Raw genomic sequence first — 17,526 nt, 5'->3', positions numbered from 1 at the left:
ATGAAAATAGCCTTTACTGGAGACTTAGTACTTCAAGAAATTCATGATGACCCAAGTTGTATATTTGGGGATTTTAAAAAGAAATTAGATTTTCATGATGCCGAATTATGTGTAAATTTAGAATCTCCTTTTATCGAGGAGAATATGAAACCCATTAAAGATAAAATTACCCTTTATGCATATGAAGATAAAGTAAAGTATTTGAAATACCTTTCCCCTTCATTAATTAATTTATCTAACAACCATATTAATGATTTCGGAAACCTTTCTTCTCTACTTACCGTTTCTATTTTAGAAAATGCTAAGCTCTCTTTTTTCGGTGTAGGATTGGAAAACCAAGAAAAGAATGTAATAGTTGATGAAAAAAATAGAATAATTTATCTTTCTTATTCAACAAGATCTACGGATTTTACAGGATCTAGATTATTTGCAGAATCAAATTTTATAGGACCTTATCTTCCAAATTTTTTTCAAATCAAAAAATTAAAAGAAAAACATATTGACTTTAAATTAATTCTGAACATGCATTGGGGGATAGAAGATATTGCGTACCCAGAACCAAATAAAAGAACATTAGCTTATGAATTAATAGACGCAGGAGCTGATTTAATAATTGGTCATCATCCACATATTATCCAGCCTTACGAAATGTATAAGGATAAATACATATTTTATTCATTAGGAAATTTCTATTTTCCAGATTTGTATGATAGAAACGGAGAAATATTTAAAAAGGCTTTACCTCATCAAAAAACAGGTATAGTGCCTATTTTTATAATTAAAGAAAAAATTTTTCTTAAACATATTATTCAAGTTAAGATTGATGAAAAAAAAAACTTATTGGTAAGTGATGCGAGCTTAAAGAGTTTAACCTATCAAAAAAAGTTATATAAGATTCTTCATCCAATTTATTTATTTATATTATTTAATATTAGACGTTTTTTTAGAGTAATAAAAAATCCAAGAATAATACTTAGAAAGTTAAAAGTATCATGATAAGAGATTATATTGAAGTGTTACATCGTAAAAGTTTAATGGTCAAAACATTATTATATCCGTTTAAAAAGGTTTATGATTTTTATAGATTTTCTATTCTAACAGAAGAAACTTATATAAAAAATAGATTTAAAAGAATATTTGGGTTTGATTTGAGTCTAGAAAATCCTAAAACTTTAAATGAAAAAATTCAATGGCTTAAGTTAAATGATAGAACAGATTTGCATACAATATGTTCTGATAAGTTTGAGGTTAGAAATTATGTGAAGGAAAAAATAGGAGAAGAATATCTTATTCCCTTATTATATACAAGTAATAATTATAAAGATTTACTTCCTGAAAATATACCGACAGAAGCTCCATTTATTATAAAAACTAATCATGATAGTGGAGGGTATGAGATTATTATGAATAAATCAGAAATAAATTGGGAAAAAGTAAGAAATAGATATAAAAATTTACTTAAAAGAAATTATTACAAAGAATCCAAGGAATGGCAGTATAAAAATATACCTCCAAAAATAATTATTGAGAAATTATTATTAGAGGATAATGGCAAAATACCAATGGATTATAAGTTTCATTGTTTTCATGGGAAGGTTGAATTAATTTCTGTTGACATTGATAGGGAGACTGAGCATAAACGCAATATTTACTCTAAAGATTGGGATTTATTACCCTTTACTTGGAGTATTAAAGAAAATGAAACTATAGTATGGGACAATGGTAGGAGAATATCTAAACCACAAAACTTGGATATGATTATACCTATTATAGAAAAGCTATCTCGAGAGTTTAAATACGTAAGAATAGATTTTTATCAAATTAAAGATAAATACTTCTTTGGAGAAATGACTTTCCATCATGGGGGAGGATTTGAATGCATTCACCCTGTAGAATGGGATTATAAACTAGGAGAGAAGCTAAGGTTGAATATAGATTAATATGACAAACATTTGCTATTTTGTATCATCACTTGTTAGAACAGGGCCTACGAACCAATTATCTTACATAATAAATCATCTAGATAGGAATCAATTTAATCCTATTATAATAACATTGTTTAAAGAGTCAAATAAAACAATAATAGAATATTTCACAAGAGAGTTAAATATAGAAGTAATTTGTTTAAATACTAGTAAAATACGAGCCCTTATATCAGTAAAAAAGGAGTTATCTAATTTGCTTAAAAGTAAGAAAATTGATATTGTACAAACTCAAGGCATTCTTGCAGATTATATTTCTTTTAAGCAAATAAGTGATGATATTAAAAGAGTTTCTACAATTCGAAATTATCCATTAGATGACTATAAAAACATTTTTGGAAAGTTAGCAGGAAATATTTTAGCAAATATGCATATAAATTTGATTAGGCATAATGCACGAAGTTTTATTGCTTGCTCAAGAACAATTCACAGTACTTTTAAAAAAAAGAAAAATATTAATATTAGTTATATTCAGAATGGTGTTGATATAGAAAAATTTGCACCTTCTATGAATAAGAAAGAGAGTAAAACAAATGTGAAACTTCCTCTTGATAAAATTATATTTATTTCCGTTGGCAGTTTAATTCCTAGAAAAGATTTTACAACGTTGATAGAAGGATTTAAACTTTTTAACATAAAAAAAAGTGCTATTTTGTTAATTGCAGGAGAAGGAAAAGAAGAATTGATGTTAAAAAAAATAAGCGATAATCAAATTAAATTTTTAGGGAATGTACCTAATATTTTAGAGTATTTACAAGCTAGTGATTGTTTTATTTCTTCTTCTTTATCTGAAGGTTTGCCAAATTCTGTTATGGAGGCAATGGCATGTGGATTACCTTGTGCTTTATCAGAAATTCCTTCCCACGAAGAATTAAAAGGAAACGAAGGGCTTGGTCATGTTTTTTTTAAGGAGAAAAATATTAAGGGCTTATCCGATGCATTAAATGAAATGGTTTGTAAAAAAGATAGCCTTTCTGAAAAATCCTTTAAAATTGTTAATGAAGAGTTTTCGGCAAATGCTATGAGTGTTAAATACCAAAATTTATATATCAAAATTCTTAAAAAATAGAAAATGTTTATTTATTTATTTATAATAGTTATTTCATTTTTATTTGCTTTTTTAAGCCTAGATAAATCAATAGTTTTCTCAAAAAAAAAAATTTTTTATTTATGTACTTTTTTAAGTACAGTATTAATTTTTGTTGCTTCTATTCGCTTTGAAATAGGATTTGATTTTTTTTTGTACCGAAAAATTTTTGAAGAACTCCCCTCTTTTTTCAGTTTGTTTTCCAATATGGAATTCGAGATCGGATATACTTTATTTAGTTTTATTGTTAAATTAATCAGTAATTCTTTTCAGTTTTTTTTATTCGTAATTGCAATTACGACTATAATTTTATCTCAAAAGAGTATAATTAAACATTCTCCTTACCCACTTATCAGTATGTTTATCTATATCTGTTTTTTTTATTTTTTTGTAGTTATGGGACAAATGAGACAAGGATTATCTATGGCTGTTTTATTTTACTCATATAAATACATTATTAAAAATAATTTTAGGCATTTTTTTATAACAGTTTTAATTGCATCATCATTTCATATTAGTTCATTAATCTTTTTACCGGCGTATTTTGTTGTTAGGAAAAAGATTAAAGTTTCAAAAATATTAAAGGCTTTTATAGCTATTTTATTAATAAACACGTTTTTAATAGACTATATAGTAAAACTAGTACATACTTTGTATTTTTCTAACCCATCAAGTTATGTTTTATATAAGTTTTATATATATTCTGTTCATTATGTAGGAGATTTTTCCCCATTGGCATACTACGAGAAAATTGTTTTAGCAATTGTCATTATTGCATTATATAATAACAAAAGAATTTTGAAAGTAATTCCAGATTTTCACATAATTAGTAATATTATGTTATTAGGAATTTTTATTTATATGATATTTATTCAAAATTTTACAGTTATTGGCGCTAGAGGAGCTAATAACTTTTTGGCTTTTTCAGTTTTTATATACCCAATGTTTTTGAAAAGTACTGGAAAAATTAGTGTTAAATATTTTATTTTTTGTTTAATATCTTTTTATCCAATGATTAGATGTTTAATTAAATTATATTCAGAGGAATCGTATTTTCCTTTTCGAACTTTCTTTTTTGTTTAATTTTTTTTAGATAAATATTATGTTTATTACGATTTCATTAGTTACCTATCATAATTCTTTTAAGGATTTAAAAAAAATTATAAATAGTGTAAAATTAATAAGTGAAAAATTTTTATTTTATATTGTAGATAATTCTAATAATAGAGATATTGAAGTATTATGTGATATAGATAGCATTATTTATATAAAGAACGAAAAAAATATAGGATTTGGAGCGGGGCATAATATTGCTATTAACAAAGCAATAGATTTAAAGTCGGATTACCACTTAATAGTAAATCCAGATATATATTTTGATAAAAATGTTATTGAAGAATTAATTGTTTTTTTTAGAACTGATGAATCTATTGGATTGTTGATGCCCAAAGTACTTTTTCCAAATAAAAATACACAATACCTTTGTAAATTACTACCAACACCATTTGATTTATTTTTTAGAAGATTTTTACCGTTCAAAAAGATAAAAGAAAACCTTAATATAAGATATGAATTGCGTTTTACTAAGTATAATAAAATAATGAACGTGCCATATCTTTCCGGATGTTTTATGTTTTGTAAAACTAGTGCATTAAAGAATGTTGGGGGATTTGATGAAAGGTTTTTTATGTACCTTGAAGATATTGACTTGTCTAGAAGGATACATGAAAAATATAAAACATTATTTTTTCCTAATGTTCACATATATCATAAATTTGAGAAAGGTTCGTATAAAAATAAAAAATTATTAAAGTATCATATATCTTCTTCAATTAAATACTTTAATAAATGGGGTTGGTTTTTTGATTTTAAAAGAAAAAAAATAAATGCGAAAACTTTATCTCGACTTAATGGAAAATTTTAATAAAATTTCTATTTGTGATGTAACAAGTCTGTTTTTTTTAATTTTTTCGTTTTCAATTCCTATGATTGGATATCATGTGCCAAAATATGTTTTGGGATGTCTATTATTATTGAAATTTATAGATGTTTATACAAATCCAGAAGTTTATAAAAGTTTTTTTGTTAGAAATAAAATTAAGTTTTTATTTCTTTCATTCTTTTTCATGTTTTCAGTTTTTTCTTTTTTATATACTGATGATTTGAAAAGTGGATTTGGGTTAATTGCTAATTATTTATTTTTTATTATTTTTCAAATAATATTTATATCTAATCAATTACTGTTAAGGGACATTTTTAAATCTTTTTTGTATGGGATTTTATTTTTGGAATTTGTAAATATAGGTATCGCTATATATAATTTTGATATTACTCAAGACTATGTAAATGTGATTAATTCCATTACATATGAGAGATTGTCTAACATGGTAAAACTACATCCTGGATATTATTCTTTAATGATTTTAATTTCAATTTTCATTAATAATTATTTTGTTCAGGGTAAAAAGAAATGGTTAATATTTTTGTTCCAGGCATGTTTTCTGTTTTTTCTAGCCTCTAGACTGCTTTTACTTTTACTTTTGTTTTTTTGCATTTTTCTTATTTTTAATTTAGATAAAAAGTATAAATTAGGAGTTACCGGGGTTATATTAGTTTGTTTGTTTTTTCTTTTCAAAGTTGATTTTGTAAATGAAAGTGTTTTTAGATTCTCCAATTTTGATAATGCGTTAGGAATTATTTTCAACGAATGGAAATGTGGCATGGAAATTTGCATAAAGGAAATCACTAGTGATTTTATTGCTAGAATATATCAAATTAAATCTTCTTTGCAGTTAATCTTTAAGAGCTTTACGTCTTTTTTATTTGGTTATGGTATTGGGGACTTTAAATTTGAATTACTTAAGCAATATGAAGTAAATAATTTTGAATGGGGTATAAATGCAAAGTTTAATTCCCATAATCAATATTTGAGCACAATGTTGATTGGAGGGATATTTAATTTAGTTGCCTTGTTTATTTACATATTTTCTCCTTTAGTTTATTTGAAAAAAAGTGTATATAAGAAATTGTATATATTAATAGCTATTGTCTTTTTATTATATTCTTTAACAGAAAGTTTTTTATTGAGAGAAAATGGTGTTCTTGTTTTTACTTTTTTTGTTTCCGCATTTGCTTTAGGTAATGATTTTTTTGATACGAGAAAGTTTCTAGAGAAGAATGAAACGAAATGCATTTAATTTTTTACATGTCTCAGCTTTTTTTTGGAGAATAATATACTTTAGATTTAAGTGTTTTTAAATAAAGAAATTCTATTTTTACGAGGATATAAAATATAACAGCAAAATATAAGCAAATTGTTCTTTTTAGAAACTGCTATCGCATTATTTATAGGGGCTTTTCTCCTTACTTATTTAACAATACCTAAAATTATTAGTGTTGTTGAGCATAAGCGGTTAATGGATGATCCAAACCAAAGAAGTTCTCATGTAAGTAAAACTCCTACTTTGGGGGGGATTTCTTTTTATTATACTTTAATATTTGCTCTTTTTTTTATTAGCGGAAGAGATGCATTTAATGAAGCAATGTATTTAATTCCGGGTCTTACTATTTTGTTTATAGTAGGGCTTAAAGACGATTTGGTTATAATATCTCCCGGTGCAAAATTAATAGCCCAAGCTTTTGCTGTTGCATTTATTTTAGCAAATCCTAGCTTTACGATTACGTCGTTGAATGGATTTTTAAATGTGAATGAAATTCCATATTATTTGTATTTGGCTATAGCGGGTTTTATGATGATTACAATTATCAACTCTTATAATTTAATTGACGGAATAGATGGTTTGGCTTCCGTAGTTGGTATTGTAATTATGGTTCTTTATACCACCATTTTTTATCTAACAGAGGAATACTTCTTTGCCCTTTTAAGTATTACTTTAAATGCTAGCTTAATGGCTTTTCTTGGATTTAACCTCTCTTCGGATAAAAAGATTTTTATGGGAGATACGGGCTCGTTAATTGTTGGGTTTGTTATAAGTATACTTACTTTAAAGTTTTTGGCTTTAGGGCCAGAAAGCTATACAGAAATGCCCTTCCTTTTAGAAAATGCACCTTTGATTGCAATTAGCATTTTAATTGTTCCCCTTTTTGATACGGCAAGAGTATTTACCATACGAATTGCTAATAAGAAAGGACCTTTTTCTCCAGACAGAAACCATACCCATCATGTATTGATAGATTATTGGGGACTTAGCCATAAACAGGCCAGTTTTATTATTGGTTGTTTTAATCTTCTTTTTGTAATGCTTTTTATCGTTTTAGGAAGTAAAGCTAAAAATCTCGGGATGGTTATAATGCTCGTTTCTGTTGTAATCTTTTTAGGATATATATTCTTTAAATACAATTATAACTTTACTACGTTAAAGCAAAAAATTATGCTAAAAAGAAAAGTAGAGAGTTTTAAGTCTAAAGGCAATGGAAAAAAGAAAAAACACAAACAAAAAACAATTCATATTATAAAGGAAAAATCCAAAGAAGAAAAAGTAGAATGAAAAGAATACTCATAACAGGAGCTGCAGGATTTTTAGGGTCTCATTTATGTGATTGTTTTATTAAAGAAGGTTTTCATGTTATTGGTATGGACAACCTTGTTACAGGCGATCTTAAAAATATCGAACATCTTTTTCCTTTAAAACAATTCGAGTTTCAACATCATGATGTTAGTACTTTTGTGCATGTTGCAGGAGAGTTAGATTATATACTGCATTTTGCTTCGCCAGCGAGTCCCATTGATTATTTAAAAATTCCAATAGAGACTTTAAAAGTTGGTTCTTTGGGTACTTTAAATCTTTTAGGGGTGGCTAAACAAAAAAATGCTAGGATTTTAGTAGCCTCTACTTCGGAAGTTTATGGGGATCCTTTGGTGCACCCACAAAATGAAGAATATTATGGAAACGTGAGCCCTGTAGGTCCAAGAGGAGTTTATGATGAGGCTAAGCGCTTTATGGAGTCTATTACAATGGCATATCATCGTTTTCATGGACTGGATACTCGTATTGTGAGAATTTTTAATACCTACGGCCCTAGAATGCGTCTAAATGATGGTAGAGTAGTGCCTGCTTTTATGGGGCAAGCTTTACGTGGTGAAGATTTAACCATTTTTGGAGATGGTTCTCAAACTCGTTCTTTTTGTTATATAGATGATCAAATAGAAGGAATTTATAGATTATTAATGAGCGATTATACAGATCCTATTAATATTGGCAATCCGCATGAAACTACTATAAAAGAATTTGCAGAAGAAATTATTAAACTTACAGGTACTTCGCAAAAAGTGGTATATAAACCCTTACCACAAGATGATCCATTGCAAAGACAGCCCGATATTTCTAAAGCGAAAGAAATATTAGACTGGGAACCCAAAGTAAATCGTGCAGAGGGATTAAAAATTGTTTTCGATTATTTTAAATCTTTATCACCAGAAGAACTTCAAAAAAAAGAACATCGTAATTTTTCAAATAATATATAATTTTTAAAAGGGCAAAGAGTATTTTTGCCAAAACCTTTTACCATGAACATACTTATTCTTGGCTCTGGCGGGCGTGAACATACATTAGCTTGGAAAATAAAACAAAGCTCTAAATTAAAAGAATTATTTGTAGCACCAGGAAATGCGGGTACCGCAGAAATAGCAACTAATATACCTATTGGTGTAAACGATTTTGAGGCTATTAAAAATGCAGTTTTAGAGAATAAAATAGAAATGGTAATTGTTGGCCCGGAAGACCCATTGGTTAATGGCGTGCATGATTATTTTTTAAACGATTCAGATTTAAAAGATATTCCCGTAATAGGCCCGCAAAAAGCAGCAGCAACTTTGGAGGGAAGTAAAGAGTTTGCAAAGGAATTTATGTATAGACATAATATACCAACAGCGAAATATGAAAGCTTTACTTCGGCTAATTTAGAAGAAGGTTTTGCCTTTTTAGATGCGTTAAAAGCACCTTATGTTTTAAAGGCAGACGGTCTAGCGGCTGGGAAAGGTGTTTTAATTCTTAACGATTTGCAAGAAGCTAAGGACGAGTTAAAAGCCATGCTTTTAGATTCTAAATTTGGGAATGCTAGTGCTACAGTAGTTATTGAAGAGTTTTTAGATGGTATAGAACTTTCTGTTTTTGTTCTTACAGATGGTGAAGGTTATAAGGTTTTGCCAACAGCCAAAGATTATAAACGTATAGGCGAAGGAGATACGGGTTTAAATACCGGTGGTATGGGAGCAATTTCTCCTGTTCCATTCGCTAATAAAGAGTTTATGGATAAAATCCACGAAAGAGTTGTTGTCCCAACCGTGGAAGGCCTTAAAAAAGATAATTTACCTTACAAAGGCTTTATATTTATTGGTTTAATAAAAGTGAATAATGATCCTCTTGTAATTGAATATAATGTTCGTTTGGGTGATCCAGAAACTGAAGTAGTTGTTCCAAGGATAAAAAATGATTTAGTGGAAGTTTTCCAGGCAGTTGGAAACCAAACTTTAAATAATATAGATTTACAATTAGATAAGCGTACAGCGACTACGATAATGACTGTTTCTGGTGGTTATCCTGAAGCTTATGAGAAAGGTAAAGAAATTACTGGCTATAATGCTATGGAAGATTCTTTAGCATTCCATGCAGGCACAACAATAGAGAATAATAAGGTGGTTACTAATGGGGGTAGAGTAATGGCTATAACATCTTTTGGTAAGGATTACAAAGAAGCACTAAAAAAATCTTATCAAAATATAGAAAAACTACATTTTGATAAGATGAATTATCGAAAAGATATTGGATTCGATTTATAGGTAAGAGTGGGAGGTACTACTCTTATCTTCCTCTCCTTTCGCGTCATATTTTTTCAACTCTAACATCCAGTATACGAATGCTATAGAGCCAATTAACATAAAAAGCCAGTTAATTATGTTAGATAGCGCCCAGCTATCCATAAAACGGAAAAAATCGTACGGTACAAAAAGACCATCTACAAATAAATCCTGTATGCTTTCAAAAAATGCCTTCATCTTATAGTATATTTACGCAGCAAAAATATAAAAATCGAGGATGATTTCAAGCATTTTTGGAAAAACAAAACCAATAAACTATATAATTGTATTAACTTTTTTGTTTTTACTCTATTGGTTAGTTCAATTTTACTCAGCAACTAACACCTTTGATATTGGGCAGTTACTGGTTAAAATTGCGTCTTTTATTGCGCTGATATTGAGTGTTTTTTTTGTAAATTTTATCATTCAACGAAACAAAATAACAGGACCAAATTCTTTTGCAATTTTGTTTTTTGGACTCCTTTTTCTGGTATTTCCGGAGACTTTATTAGATTTTAAAGCTATTTTTTGCGCTTTTTTCTTAATATTAGCTACTAGAAGAATATTAAGTGTTAGGTCATTAAAAGACATTAAATTAAAAGTTTTCGATGCTACTCTTTGGGTGTTAATTTCTTCTTTATTCTGTAATTGGTCTTTGTTTTTTTTACTATTAGTTTTTTCTGCAATATATATTTATGAACCTAAGAATATTAGAAATTGGCTAGTACCATTAGTTAGTGTATTTGTTTTCGGGATGATTACCCATACTATATCAGTAGTTTTAAATACTAAAAATTTTCTTTTAGAGCAATACTCTTATTCCATTCAATTTGATAAAGGATACTTTTTAAATTGGGGAACAAGCACGAGGTTTTTATTTTATGTATTATTGGTAATTACATTAGGAGGTTGGGTTTTTATTAAACTTGGAAACTCGGGATTAGGGAAGGTTACAAGTATGCGATTATTGGGCCTCTCCTATATTCTAGGGTTGGTTGTATATATGTTTTCTTTTTCGGATGGGGATACCATTATACTCACCTTTTTCCCAGCTGTAGTTTTCCTAACTAATTATATAGAATCTATTCAAAAAGAAAAAATTAAAGAAGTTGTGCTTATTATGAGTGTTTTTATTCCTTTTTTAGTTTTTGTATCCCGTCTTATCCTTTCATAAATTAGGTATCTTTGCGCAAAATTCTTTAATTATGTTTAGTCTTTCTGCATTTGATATTTTTGAAAAAAGTATTCAGCAATATCATGTTATAAACCAAGTAGATCAACCTTTTAGTAATCCTTTTCCTAAAGATGATATAAACCATCTTTTATATAGAAAAAATTGGATTGATACAGTACAATGGCATTATGAAGATATTATTCGTGATCCGCAAATTGATCCTGTTGCTGCTTTGGCATTAAAAAGAAAAATTGACGCTAGTAATCAGGATAGAACCGACCTAGTAGAGTATATTGACAGTTATTTTTTAAATAAATACCAAAAGGTACAAATTAAAGAAAACGCAACTATAAATACGGAAAGCCCTGCTTGGGCTATAGATCGTCTTTCTATATTGGCTTTAAAGATTTATCATATGCAAGAGGAAGTAGATCGTACAGATGCTTCTCCGGATCACCTAGCCAAGTGTACTACTAAGTTGAATATTTTATTAGAACAAAAAAGCGATCTTACAGCAGCCATTGATCAATTGATTACAGATATTGAAAAAGGTGCAAAATACATGAAAGTGTATAAACAAATGAAGATGTATAATGATGACGAATTAAACCCTGTTTTAAGAGGGCAAAAGTAACAGAATATTAGGTAGTGAGTACAAAGAGACACATTCTTGTTATACGATTATCTGCTATGGGAGATGTCGCAATGACGGTTCCTGTAATCACTGCAGTATTAAAACAAAATCCTACTATTAAAATTACGGTACTTACTAGGGCTTTTTTTAAGCCTATGTTCTCCCAACTGGCAAATACAGATGTTTTCGAGGCAGATGTTAAAGGAAGGCATAAAGGTGTTTTAGGATTATGGAAATTATATACAGAATTAAAACAATTAGGGATTACAGAAGTTGCCGATTTACATAACGTTTTACGAAGTACTATTTTAAAGACTTATTTTTCTTGGGGTTCTATGCCCTTTATTCAGATAGATAAAGGAAGAAAAGAGAAAAAAAATTTAACAAGACTTGCTTCAAAAATACTAAGGCCATTAAAGACAACACCCGAACGTTATGCGGATGTGTTTAGAAAGTTAGGACTTACTGTTAATCTATCTAAAGAAGCTGTTTTACAAAGAGAGAAATTATCAGATAAAGTGTTAGAGTTGGTTGGTAATCATCCTAATAAATGGATTGGTATTGCACCATTTGCCGCTTTTTCTGGAAAAATGTATCCATTAGAATTAATGGAGAAAGTTCTGGAAGAAGTTAATAATACAAGTCCGCATACTATTTTACTTTTTGGTGGCGGAGAAATCGAAAAAAAACAATTAGAAATATGGGCTACTAAGTTTTCTAGTTGTACGAATATGGCTGGAGTTTTGCCGTTTACGGATGAATTAGCACTTATTTCTAATCTAGATGTAATGTTGGCTATGGATAGTGGTAATGCGCATTTGGCAGCATTATATGGGATTCCTACTATAACATTATGGGGCGTTACCCATCCTTATGCAGGTTTTGCACCTTTTGGGCAAGAAGTAAGCAACTGCCTTTTATCGGATATAAAAGAATACCCTTTCATACCAACCTCTGTTTACGGAAATAAATTTCCTGCTGGGTATGAAAAGGTAATGCATACTATTGCGCCAACAGATGTAACGCAAAAAATATTTGAGTTGTTAGTTAAAACCGAGTAATCTTTAAGCGTTTACTTGTTTTTGTTCAATACTTCTAAAGTACTGTTTTAATTGGCTCATAAAACGATATTTACGAGCACTTGGAGTAGATTCTGCCATTAACGTTCTAATGCCAATATAGGAACTCATAAGATATACAGCTACAGCTTCACAATCCGTATGCCTATCGATATAGCCGTTAAACTTTCCTTTTTGTAGAGCAGTTACTAGGTTTACTTCCCAAATTTTCATGATATCTTGTAAATGCTTCATTATTTTTGGATTTCTACCATTAAATTCGGACATAAAATTACTTATAGCAAAACCGAAATCGGTCTCATTATGTACTGCCGTTTCTAAAGCATTATCAAAACAATTAGTAATTTTTTCTAATGGATTATCATAACTTTCAATAGGTTCTATTAACATTCCGTATGCTTTACGTACTAATAGACCTTCAATTATCTGAATAAAAAAATCTTCTTTAGACTCAAAATGGTAATAAAAAGCTCCTTTAGAAAGAGAAAGTTCTTTTAATATATCGTCTACACTAGTGTTGTAGTATCCTTTTGTATAAAATAACTCTAGACCAGTTACTTGCATTCTTTGCATGGTTGCCATGCGTTTTAAACTCGTACTCATAAGATTTGGGTTTTGGGTTAAACAGACCGCTAAGTCTCTATACAAAGAACCGTTACATCTCTTTTTGGAGTAAGAATAAAAGATATAACGAACAAAAAACTCGGTCAAAGGTTAAATTACCGATGAATTACTTCTTTTAGGAACAAACAAACCGACTAGCCAGTTCGTTTATAGGTTTAAGAAGCCCGATAAAATACTTTTATGATCGACTTATATTTTGTTTGCACGGAAGGGATAGGAGTGTAAATCCCTTAAAAATTGTATAAATGCGGACTTGTGATGGATAACCCGACCTTTTGTGCACAACATAACATGGGGTAAAGAAAACAACCTCCCTGCTATAACGAGGAAGGTTGCGATATAATTTTTAGGCTACAGTTCCCTGGCAACTACTACCGGCTCCGGCAGTACAACCGTAGCAGTGTTGCGAGATGATAATGTTTCTATCATTAAGGATATCCTCATTATAATCTTTTATGTGTTTTATTTTACTAGCTACTTTAAGATCTAGCATTTGGTTAAAGTCGCAATCGTACAACCAACCATCCCAACTAATAGAAATGGTATTGGTACACATTACATTGGCAACTGCTGAAGGATTGTATGCTTCTACAAGAGCATACATATAATCTTCATAATTTCCTGAAGCTATTAGGTAATCTAAAAAACGAGCAATAGGTAAATTTGTAATTGCAAAAAGATTATGAAAATCAATATTAAAATCTTCTTTTAAAGCCTTTTTAAAATCGGCTTCTAATGCCATTTGGTCTCCTGGTAAAAATGCTCCAGAGGGATTATACACTAAATCTAAACGCAAATCGCTACCTGGCATACCGTAACCTCGGTCATTTAATTCCTGTAGCGCTTTTATAGATTTATCAAAAACACCATCACCACGTTGTTTATCTGTTTTACCACGAGTATAATGTGGCATAGAAGAAATAACATGTACATTGTGTTTTTTAAAAAAGTCTGGCAAATCGTAATACTTCTTATTAGCCCGAATAATGGTTAGGTTAGAACGGACTATAAAGTCTTTAATACCTGCTTTTGCGGCTTCCTCTACAAACCAGCGAAAATCTGGATTCATTTCTGGGGCACCACCAGTTAAATCTAAGGTATGCGCCCCTGTATTTTTTATAACTTCCAAGCACTGCTGCATGGTTTCTCGGGTCATAATTTCTTTACGGTCCGGTCCGGCATCTACATGACAATGCTCGCAAACCTGATTACACATATAGCCAACATTTATCTGAAGAATTTCTAACTTTTTTGGACGTAAAGGAAAATGACCAATTTTAGCAATATTATCCTTAAAATAAGGAAGCTCTCCATCTGCAAAAATACCTCCATTTAAAATTTCTAGTTGTTTATTAGCTATTGCTAAGTCTTCCCCCTTTGCTTGTAATGATTTTGTAGCCATTTTTTCTAATTAGTAAAAGTAATACATGATTAGTACTCTATTTAACGTATTACTTTCATTTAATAAAAATATTTTTTAGTTTTCCTTCAGATACTTAGAAGGTTACATAGATAATTTATCATGTTTATTCATCATTTGTACGCCATGTACTAAAACAGCACCACTTTTTATTGCAGCTCCTACATGAACTGCTTCCATCATTTCTTCTTTGGTAATACCTCTCTGTAAACCGTCTTTGGTATACGCATCAATACAATAGGGGCATTTTTCTGTATGCGCTACGGCCAACGCAATTAAAGATTTTTCGCGAGCACTTAATGCTCCTTCTTCAAAGACTTTACCGTAATAGTCAAAAAATTTACTTCCTAATTCTTCACTCCATTCCGTGATTTTTCCGAATTTTCTTAAATCTTTTGGGTCGTAATAGGAATCTGCCATATTTTAGGTTTTTATAGTTTGATGTTTATATTTTTTTGGATTAAAATTATAGGAAATACCTCGAATTTTTTGTTCTTTGGATGGTAAGATATCCATATTATCCCAGATACCATTAACTAAAGTATTGGCATATTCCAGAGGTAAGTTGTTCTCCTTCATTAAGGAAAAGGCCGTAATATAGTCATACTCTAGGTACTTATGAGTATATTGTAGCTCTTCCTCTATATGCTCTAGTATCATGTACCATACTCTTGGGCTTCCTTCATTTGCTGGCATGCCTATTACCCCAGAGTTTAGCCATAATTTATCCTTAATACTGGTATTAAAAGGTAATCCGCAATGGCCAGCTAAAATAACATCGCAACCCAATTGTTTAAAGTTTTTAAGTTTTATGTCTTCTGGGCTTGATGCAAAAATAAATTCTGAAGTAGTATCATAAGAACCATGAACAACGCTTACTTCTTTTCCAGCATAATGAAAGGAAATATGATGTGGTAAAGTCCCCATCCATTCTATGGAATTGGGGGATAGTTTACTTTGTGCATAAGGATACCATAATTTAGAAAAATTATCGCAACGACTTCCTTGGGTAAAATCACAACCGCAATCTTCTGCTTTTTCAAACAGTTGTAATTCTACATTACCAGTGATACTTTTAGCTCCCCATTCTCTGAATAATTGAACAGTTTCTTCTGGTTGTGCACAATAACCAATAATATCTCCTGTGCAAATACAGTTTTCAGGAGCAATACCTTCTTCTTTAGAAACCTCTTTTAAGGCTTGTAATGCCTGTAGGTTGCTATAAACACCACCAAAAATTAGCATTTTGCCTTTACGCTCTCCAAGATGTATTATTTTTTTATCCATGTGGGAATAAAGTATAAGGTTACACAACTAAGAATACCCCAGAAATTAATCCAAAGTAAATCTGCATATTTACCAGTAGTAAAAATTAATTGCTGTGGAAATAGTTTAAAAATCAATAAAAAACCAAAAAGGATTCCGGTAAAGACGCTTAAATGAAAACTCAATGTAGAGGCTTTTTTACTCCAAAAAATAAATACTGGAGTTAAGCCTATTACCATAGTGCCGCTTATAGTGGTTGCGGATAATATTTCAGCATCTAAGAAAACAGGAATGGTGCCAATAATTGCAATTGCAACCATAGAAATCCTTCCAAATTTTAGGGTGTTTCCAAGATTTAGGTCAATAGCTAAAAGTTTGGAAAAAGACGAAAATGTGGAATCTAGTGTAGAAGCTGCTGAGGTTATCATTATAAAATTAATTACAAGTAAAATAACTACACCAAAAGCTTTACCTACTTCTACTGCAGCTTGTCCTTTAAGCCCTGAATACTGGGCATAAACCCCTATTATGCTAAATAAAATAATACAAATTGCCCCTATAAGAGTTGCCCATAAAAAGCTTTTTAAGGTTACTTTAGGACTACTTATAAACCCTCTATCTGTAAGAACAGGATCATGAAAAGGATAACTCAATGACTGTAGTAAAGCTGCAAAGAGTAAATTTAAACCCATTTCAAAAGACCAAGTTCCAGAAGATATTACTTTAGAGGTTGTAAAAGAAGCATCAGAATTAAATATAGCTCCAAGAATAACTAGTATTAATACAGAAAATAACCCCATCTGAATTACATCCGTGAAAATGGAGCTACTCATTCCACCTTTTAATACATAGGATAAAGTAAGCGCAGTAAAAACTAAAATAGACCAATAATAACCACTAGTTCCTATAGCACCAAAGTATGAGCCTATTACCATAGTATTACTCCAAACTTCATTAAATAAACGTATAGCTATTAGAATAGAAAAGACAGCCACAGCACTTTTACCATATTTTGTGGTTAAGAATTGGTGTATACTAGTATAGTGGCCTTTGGTTCTCATCTGGTAAATGAGGATACCGGCAACAGCAAAAGAAACATAATAGGTTGCATATGCTACACCTCCTACAATTCCAAAAGATAGGCCCAGGTTAGCTGCATTGGTAATGCTTTTGGCAAATATCCAAGAGATAACCAAACTACCCATTAACATAAATGTATTTGGCGTTTTCTTCTTTTGAATTGCCATAAAAAACTGATTGGTATTTTTAGCTAATGGAGACAAGAAAAACAACACCAAACTAGATGTTATTACTAATGCCCATTGAATCCCCTCTATCCCCAAAGGGGACGATTCTATTAGCGTTATAATACCATTGTACTTCATATATTTTTATTTTCTACCGTAATAGTAACAATGTCCTTTTTTGGTAGTTAGAAGGATT

At 30.1% G+C, this 17,526-nt stretch carries 18 protein-coding genes; 12 read left to right on the top strand and 6 right to left on the bottom strand.

Annotation, left to right across the window (positions count from 1 at the left end; genetic code table 11):
- The 9 genes from Q0856_RS12655 (at position 1) to purD (ending at position 9,868) form a co-directional block, all read left to right on the top strand.
- Positions 1 to 996 carry a CapA family protein gene (locus Q0856_RS12655; RefSeq protein ID WP_298505532.1) on the top strand — a complete coding sequence of 332 codons (996 nt, stop codon included), beginning with the start codon at positions 1 to 3 and terminating at the stop codon, positions 994 to 996.
- A 38-nt stretch (positions 997 to 1,034) separates the two neighbouring features.
- Positions 1,035 to 1,940 carry an ATP-grasp fold amidoligase family protein gene (locus tag Q0856_RS12650; RefSeq protein ID WP_298505530.1) on the top strand — a complete coding sequence of 302 codons (906 nt, stop codon included), beginning with the start codon at positions 1,035 to 1,037 and terminating at the stop codon, positions 1,938 to 1,940.
- 1 nt (position 1,941) lies between these two features.
- Positions 1,942 to 3,051 carry a glycosyltransferase gene (locus tag Q0856_RS12645; RefSeq protein WP_298505528.1) on the top strand — a complete coding sequence of 370 codons (1,110 nt, stop codon included), beginning with the start codon at positions 1,942 to 1,944 and terminating at the stop codon, positions 3,049 to 3,051.
- Positions 3,052 to 3,054: 3 nt separating this feature from the next.
- The gene (locus Q0856_RS12640) at positions 3,055 to 4,152 is read left to right on the top strand and encodes an EpsG family protein (protein ID WP_298505526.1); all 1,098 of its coding nucleotides are present in this window, start codon (positions 3,055 to 3,057) and stop codon (positions 4,150 to 4,152) included.
- Positions 4,153 to 4,171: 19 nt separating this feature from the next.
- Entirely contained in the window at positions 4,172 to 4,993 is an 822-nt protein-coding gene (locus Q0856_RS12635; protein WP_298505524.1) for a glycosyltransferase family 2 protein, read from the top strand.
- Complete coding sequence (locus Q0856_RS12630; protein ID WP_298505522.1) at positions 4,980 to 6,266, top strand: O-antigen ligase family protein; 1,287 nt, start codon at positions 4,980 to 4,982, stop codon at positions 6,264 to 6,266. Before Q0856_RS12635 ends, Q0856_RS12630 begins: the two co-directional genes overlap by 14 nt.
- Positions 6,267 to 6,383: 117 nt before the next feature.
- Positions 6,384 to 7,577 carry an MraY family glycosyltransferase gene (locus tag Q0856_RS12625; protein WP_298505519.1) on the top strand — a complete coding sequence of 398 codons (1,194 nt, stop codon included), beginning with the start codon at positions 6,384 to 6,386 and terminating at the stop codon, positions 7,575 to 7,577.
- Positions 7,574 to 8,554 (top strand): UDP-glucuronic acid decarboxylase family protein, encoded by a 981-nt coding sequence (locus tag Q0856_RS12620; protein WP_298505517.1) that lies wholly within the window; start codon positions 7,574 to 7,576, stop codon positions 8,552 to 8,554. Before Q0856_RS12625 ends, Q0856_RS12620 begins: the two co-directional genes overlap by 4 nt.
- A 42-nt stretch (positions 8,555 to 8,596) precedes the next feature.
- Positions 8,597 to 9,868 carry a phosphoribosylamine--glycine ligase gene (gene purD, locus Q0856_RS12615; RefSeq protein WP_298505514.1) on the top strand — a complete coding sequence of 424 codons (1,272 nt, stop codon included), beginning with the start codon at positions 8,597 to 8,599 and terminating at the stop codon, positions 9,866 to 9,868.
- Here the strand turns inward: purD and Q0856_RS12610 are convergent.
- Positions 9,863 to 10,084, bottom strand: a complete 222-nt coding sequence (locus Q0856_RS12610) for a uracil phosphoribosyltransferase (RefSeq protein ID WP_298475019.1) — start codon at positions 10,082 to 10,084, stop codon at positions 9,863 to 9,865. The two genes, purD and Q0856_RS12610, sit on opposite strands and share 6 nt — an antisense overlap.
- Positions 10,085 to 10,124: 40 nt before the next feature.
- Between Q0856_RS12610 and Q0856_RS12605 the strand changes: the two genes are divergently transcribed.
- The 3 genes from Q0856_RS12605 to Q0856_RS12595 are packed head-to-tail and all read left to right on the top strand — an operon-like array spanning position 10,125 to position 12,755.
- Positions 10,125 to 11,060 (top strand): hypothetical protein, encoded by a 936-nt coding sequence (locus Q0856_RS12605; RefSeq protein WP_298505511.1) that lies wholly within the window; start codon positions 10,125 to 10,127, stop codon positions 11,058 to 11,060.
- Positions 11,061 to 11,091: 31 nt separating this feature from the next.
- Positions 11,092 to 11,694: a DUF4254 domain-containing protein gene (locus Q0856_RS12600; RefSeq protein ID WP_298505508.1), complete on the top strand. Its 603-nt coding sequence runs from the start codon at positions 11,092 to 11,094 to the stop codon at positions 11,692 to 11,694.
- Between the two features lie 14 nt (positions 11,695 to 11,708).
- Entirely contained in the window at positions 11,709 to 12,755 is a 1,047-nt protein-coding gene (locus tag Q0856_RS12595) for a glycosyltransferase family 9 protein (RefSeq protein ID WP_298505505.1), read from the top strand.
- A 3-nt stretch (positions 12,756 to 12,758) separates the two neighbouring features.
- Here the strand turns inward: Q0856_RS12595 and Q0856_RS12590 are convergent, their stop codons facing one another.
- The 5 genes from Q0856_RS12590 to Q0856_RS12570 form a co-directional block, all read right to left on the bottom strand.
- The gene (locus Q0856_RS12590; RefSeq protein ID WP_298505503.1) at positions 12,759 to 13,376 is read right to left on the bottom strand and encodes a TetR/AcrR family transcriptional regulator; all 618 of its coding nucleotides are present in this window, start codon (positions 13,374 to 13,376) and stop codon (positions 12,759 to 12,761) included.
- Between the two features lie 367 nt (positions 13,377 to 13,743).
- Entirely contained in the window at positions 13,744 to 14,799 is a 1,056-nt protein-coding gene (gene arsS / locus Q0856_RS12585; RefSeq protein WP_298505500.1) for an arsenosugar biosynthesis radical SAM (seleno)protein ArsS, read from the bottom strand.
- A 102-nt stretch (positions 14,800 to 14,901) separates the two neighbouring features.
- Positions 14,902 to 15,237, bottom strand: coding sequence for an arsenosugar biosynthesis-associated peroxidase-like protein (locus Q0856_RS12580; protein WP_298505497.1), 336 nt, complete (start codon positions 15,235 to 15,237; stop codon positions 14,902 to 14,904).
- 3 nt (positions 15,238 to 15,240) lie between these two features.
- Complete coding sequence (locus Q0856_RS12575; protein ID WP_298505494.1) at positions 15,241 to 16,104, bottom strand: metallophosphoesterase family protein; 864 nt, start codon at positions 16,102 to 16,104, stop codon at positions 15,241 to 15,243.
- Positions 16,089 to 17,468, bottom strand: coding sequence for a sodium:solute symporter (locus tag Q0856_RS12570; RefSeq protein ID WP_298505492.1), 1,380 nt, complete (start codon positions 17,466 to 17,468; stop codon positions 16,089 to 16,091). The genes Q0856_RS12575 and Q0856_RS12570 overlap by 16 nt, the downstream gene beginning before the upstream one ends.
- Positions 17,469 to 17,526: the final 58 nt, after the last annotated feature.

Origin of the sequence: uncultured Maribacter sp. (assembly GCF_947496775.1) — a bacterium.
In the GTDB taxonomy this organism is placed as follows: Bacteria; Bacteroidota; Bacteroidia; order Flavobacteriales; family Flavobacteriaceae; genus Maribacter_B.
This window is presented reverse-complemented; position numbering and strand designations above follow the sequence as displayed.

Bases quoted from the DNA above. Each gene is read 5' to 3' on its own strand.
- Q0856_RS12645 (WP_298505528.1), top strand. From the start codon at position 1,942: ATGACAAACATTTGCTATTTTGTATCATCACTTGTTAGAACAGGGCCT.
- Q0856_RS12610 (WP_298475019.1), bottom strand. From the start codon at position 10,084: ATGAAGGCATTTTTTGAAAGCATACAGGATTTATTTGTAGATGGTCTT.
- arsS (WP_298505500.1), bottom strand. From the start codon at position 14,799: ATGGCTACAAAATCATTACAAGCAAAGGGGGAAGACTTAGCAATAGCT.
- Q0856_RS12635 (WP_298505524.1), top strand. From the start codon at position 4,172: ATGTTTATTACGATTTCATTAGTTACCTATCATAATTCTTTTAAGGAT.
- Q0856_RS12650 (WP_298505530.1), top strand. From the start codon at position 1,035: ATGGTCAAAACATTATTATATCCGTTTAAAAAGGTTTATGATTTTTAT.
- Q0856_RS12575 (WP_298505494.1), bottom strand. From the start codon at position 16,104: ATGGATAAAAAAATAATACATCTTGGAGAGCGTAAAGGCAAAATGCTA.
- Q0856_RS12640 (WP_298505526.1), top strand. From the start codon at position 3,055: ATGTTTATTTATTTATTTATAATAGTTATTTCATTTTTATTTGCTTTT.
- Q0856_RS12630 (WP_298505522.1), top strand. From the start codon at position 4,980: ATGGAAAATTTTAATAAAATTTCTATTTGTGATGTAACAAGTCTGTTT.
- Q0856_RS12580 (WP_298505497.1), bottom strand. From the start codon at position 15,237: ATGGCAGATTCCTATTACGACCCAAAAGATTTAAGAAAATTCGGAAAA.
- Q0856_RS12605 (WP_298505511.1), top strand. From the start codon at position 10,125: ATGATTTCAAGCATTTTTGGAAAAACAAAACCAATAAACTATATAATT.
- purD (WP_298505514.1), top strand. From the start codon at position 8,597: ATGAACATACTTATTCTTGGCTCTGGCGGGCGTGAACATACATTAGCT.
- Q0856_RS12655 (WP_298505532.1), top strand. From the start codon at position 1: ATGAAAATAGCCTTTACTGGAGACTTAGTACTTCAAGAAATTCATGAT.
- Q0856_RS12590 (WP_298505503.1), bottom strand. From the start codon at position 13,376: ATGAGTACGAGTTTAAAACGCATGGCAACCATGCAAAGAATGCAAGTA.
- Q0856_RS12600 (WP_298505508.1), top strand. From the start codon at position 11,092: ATGTTTAGTCTTTCTGCATTTGATATTTTTGAAAAAAGTATTCAGCAA.
- Q0856_RS12620 (WP_298505517.1), top strand. From the start codon at position 7,574: ATGAAAAGAATACTCATAACAGGAGCTGCAGGATTTTTAGGGTCTCAT.
- Q0856_RS12570 (WP_298505492.1), bottom strand. From the start codon at position 17,468: ATGAAGTACAATGGTATTATAACGCTAATAGAATCGTCCCCTTTGGGG.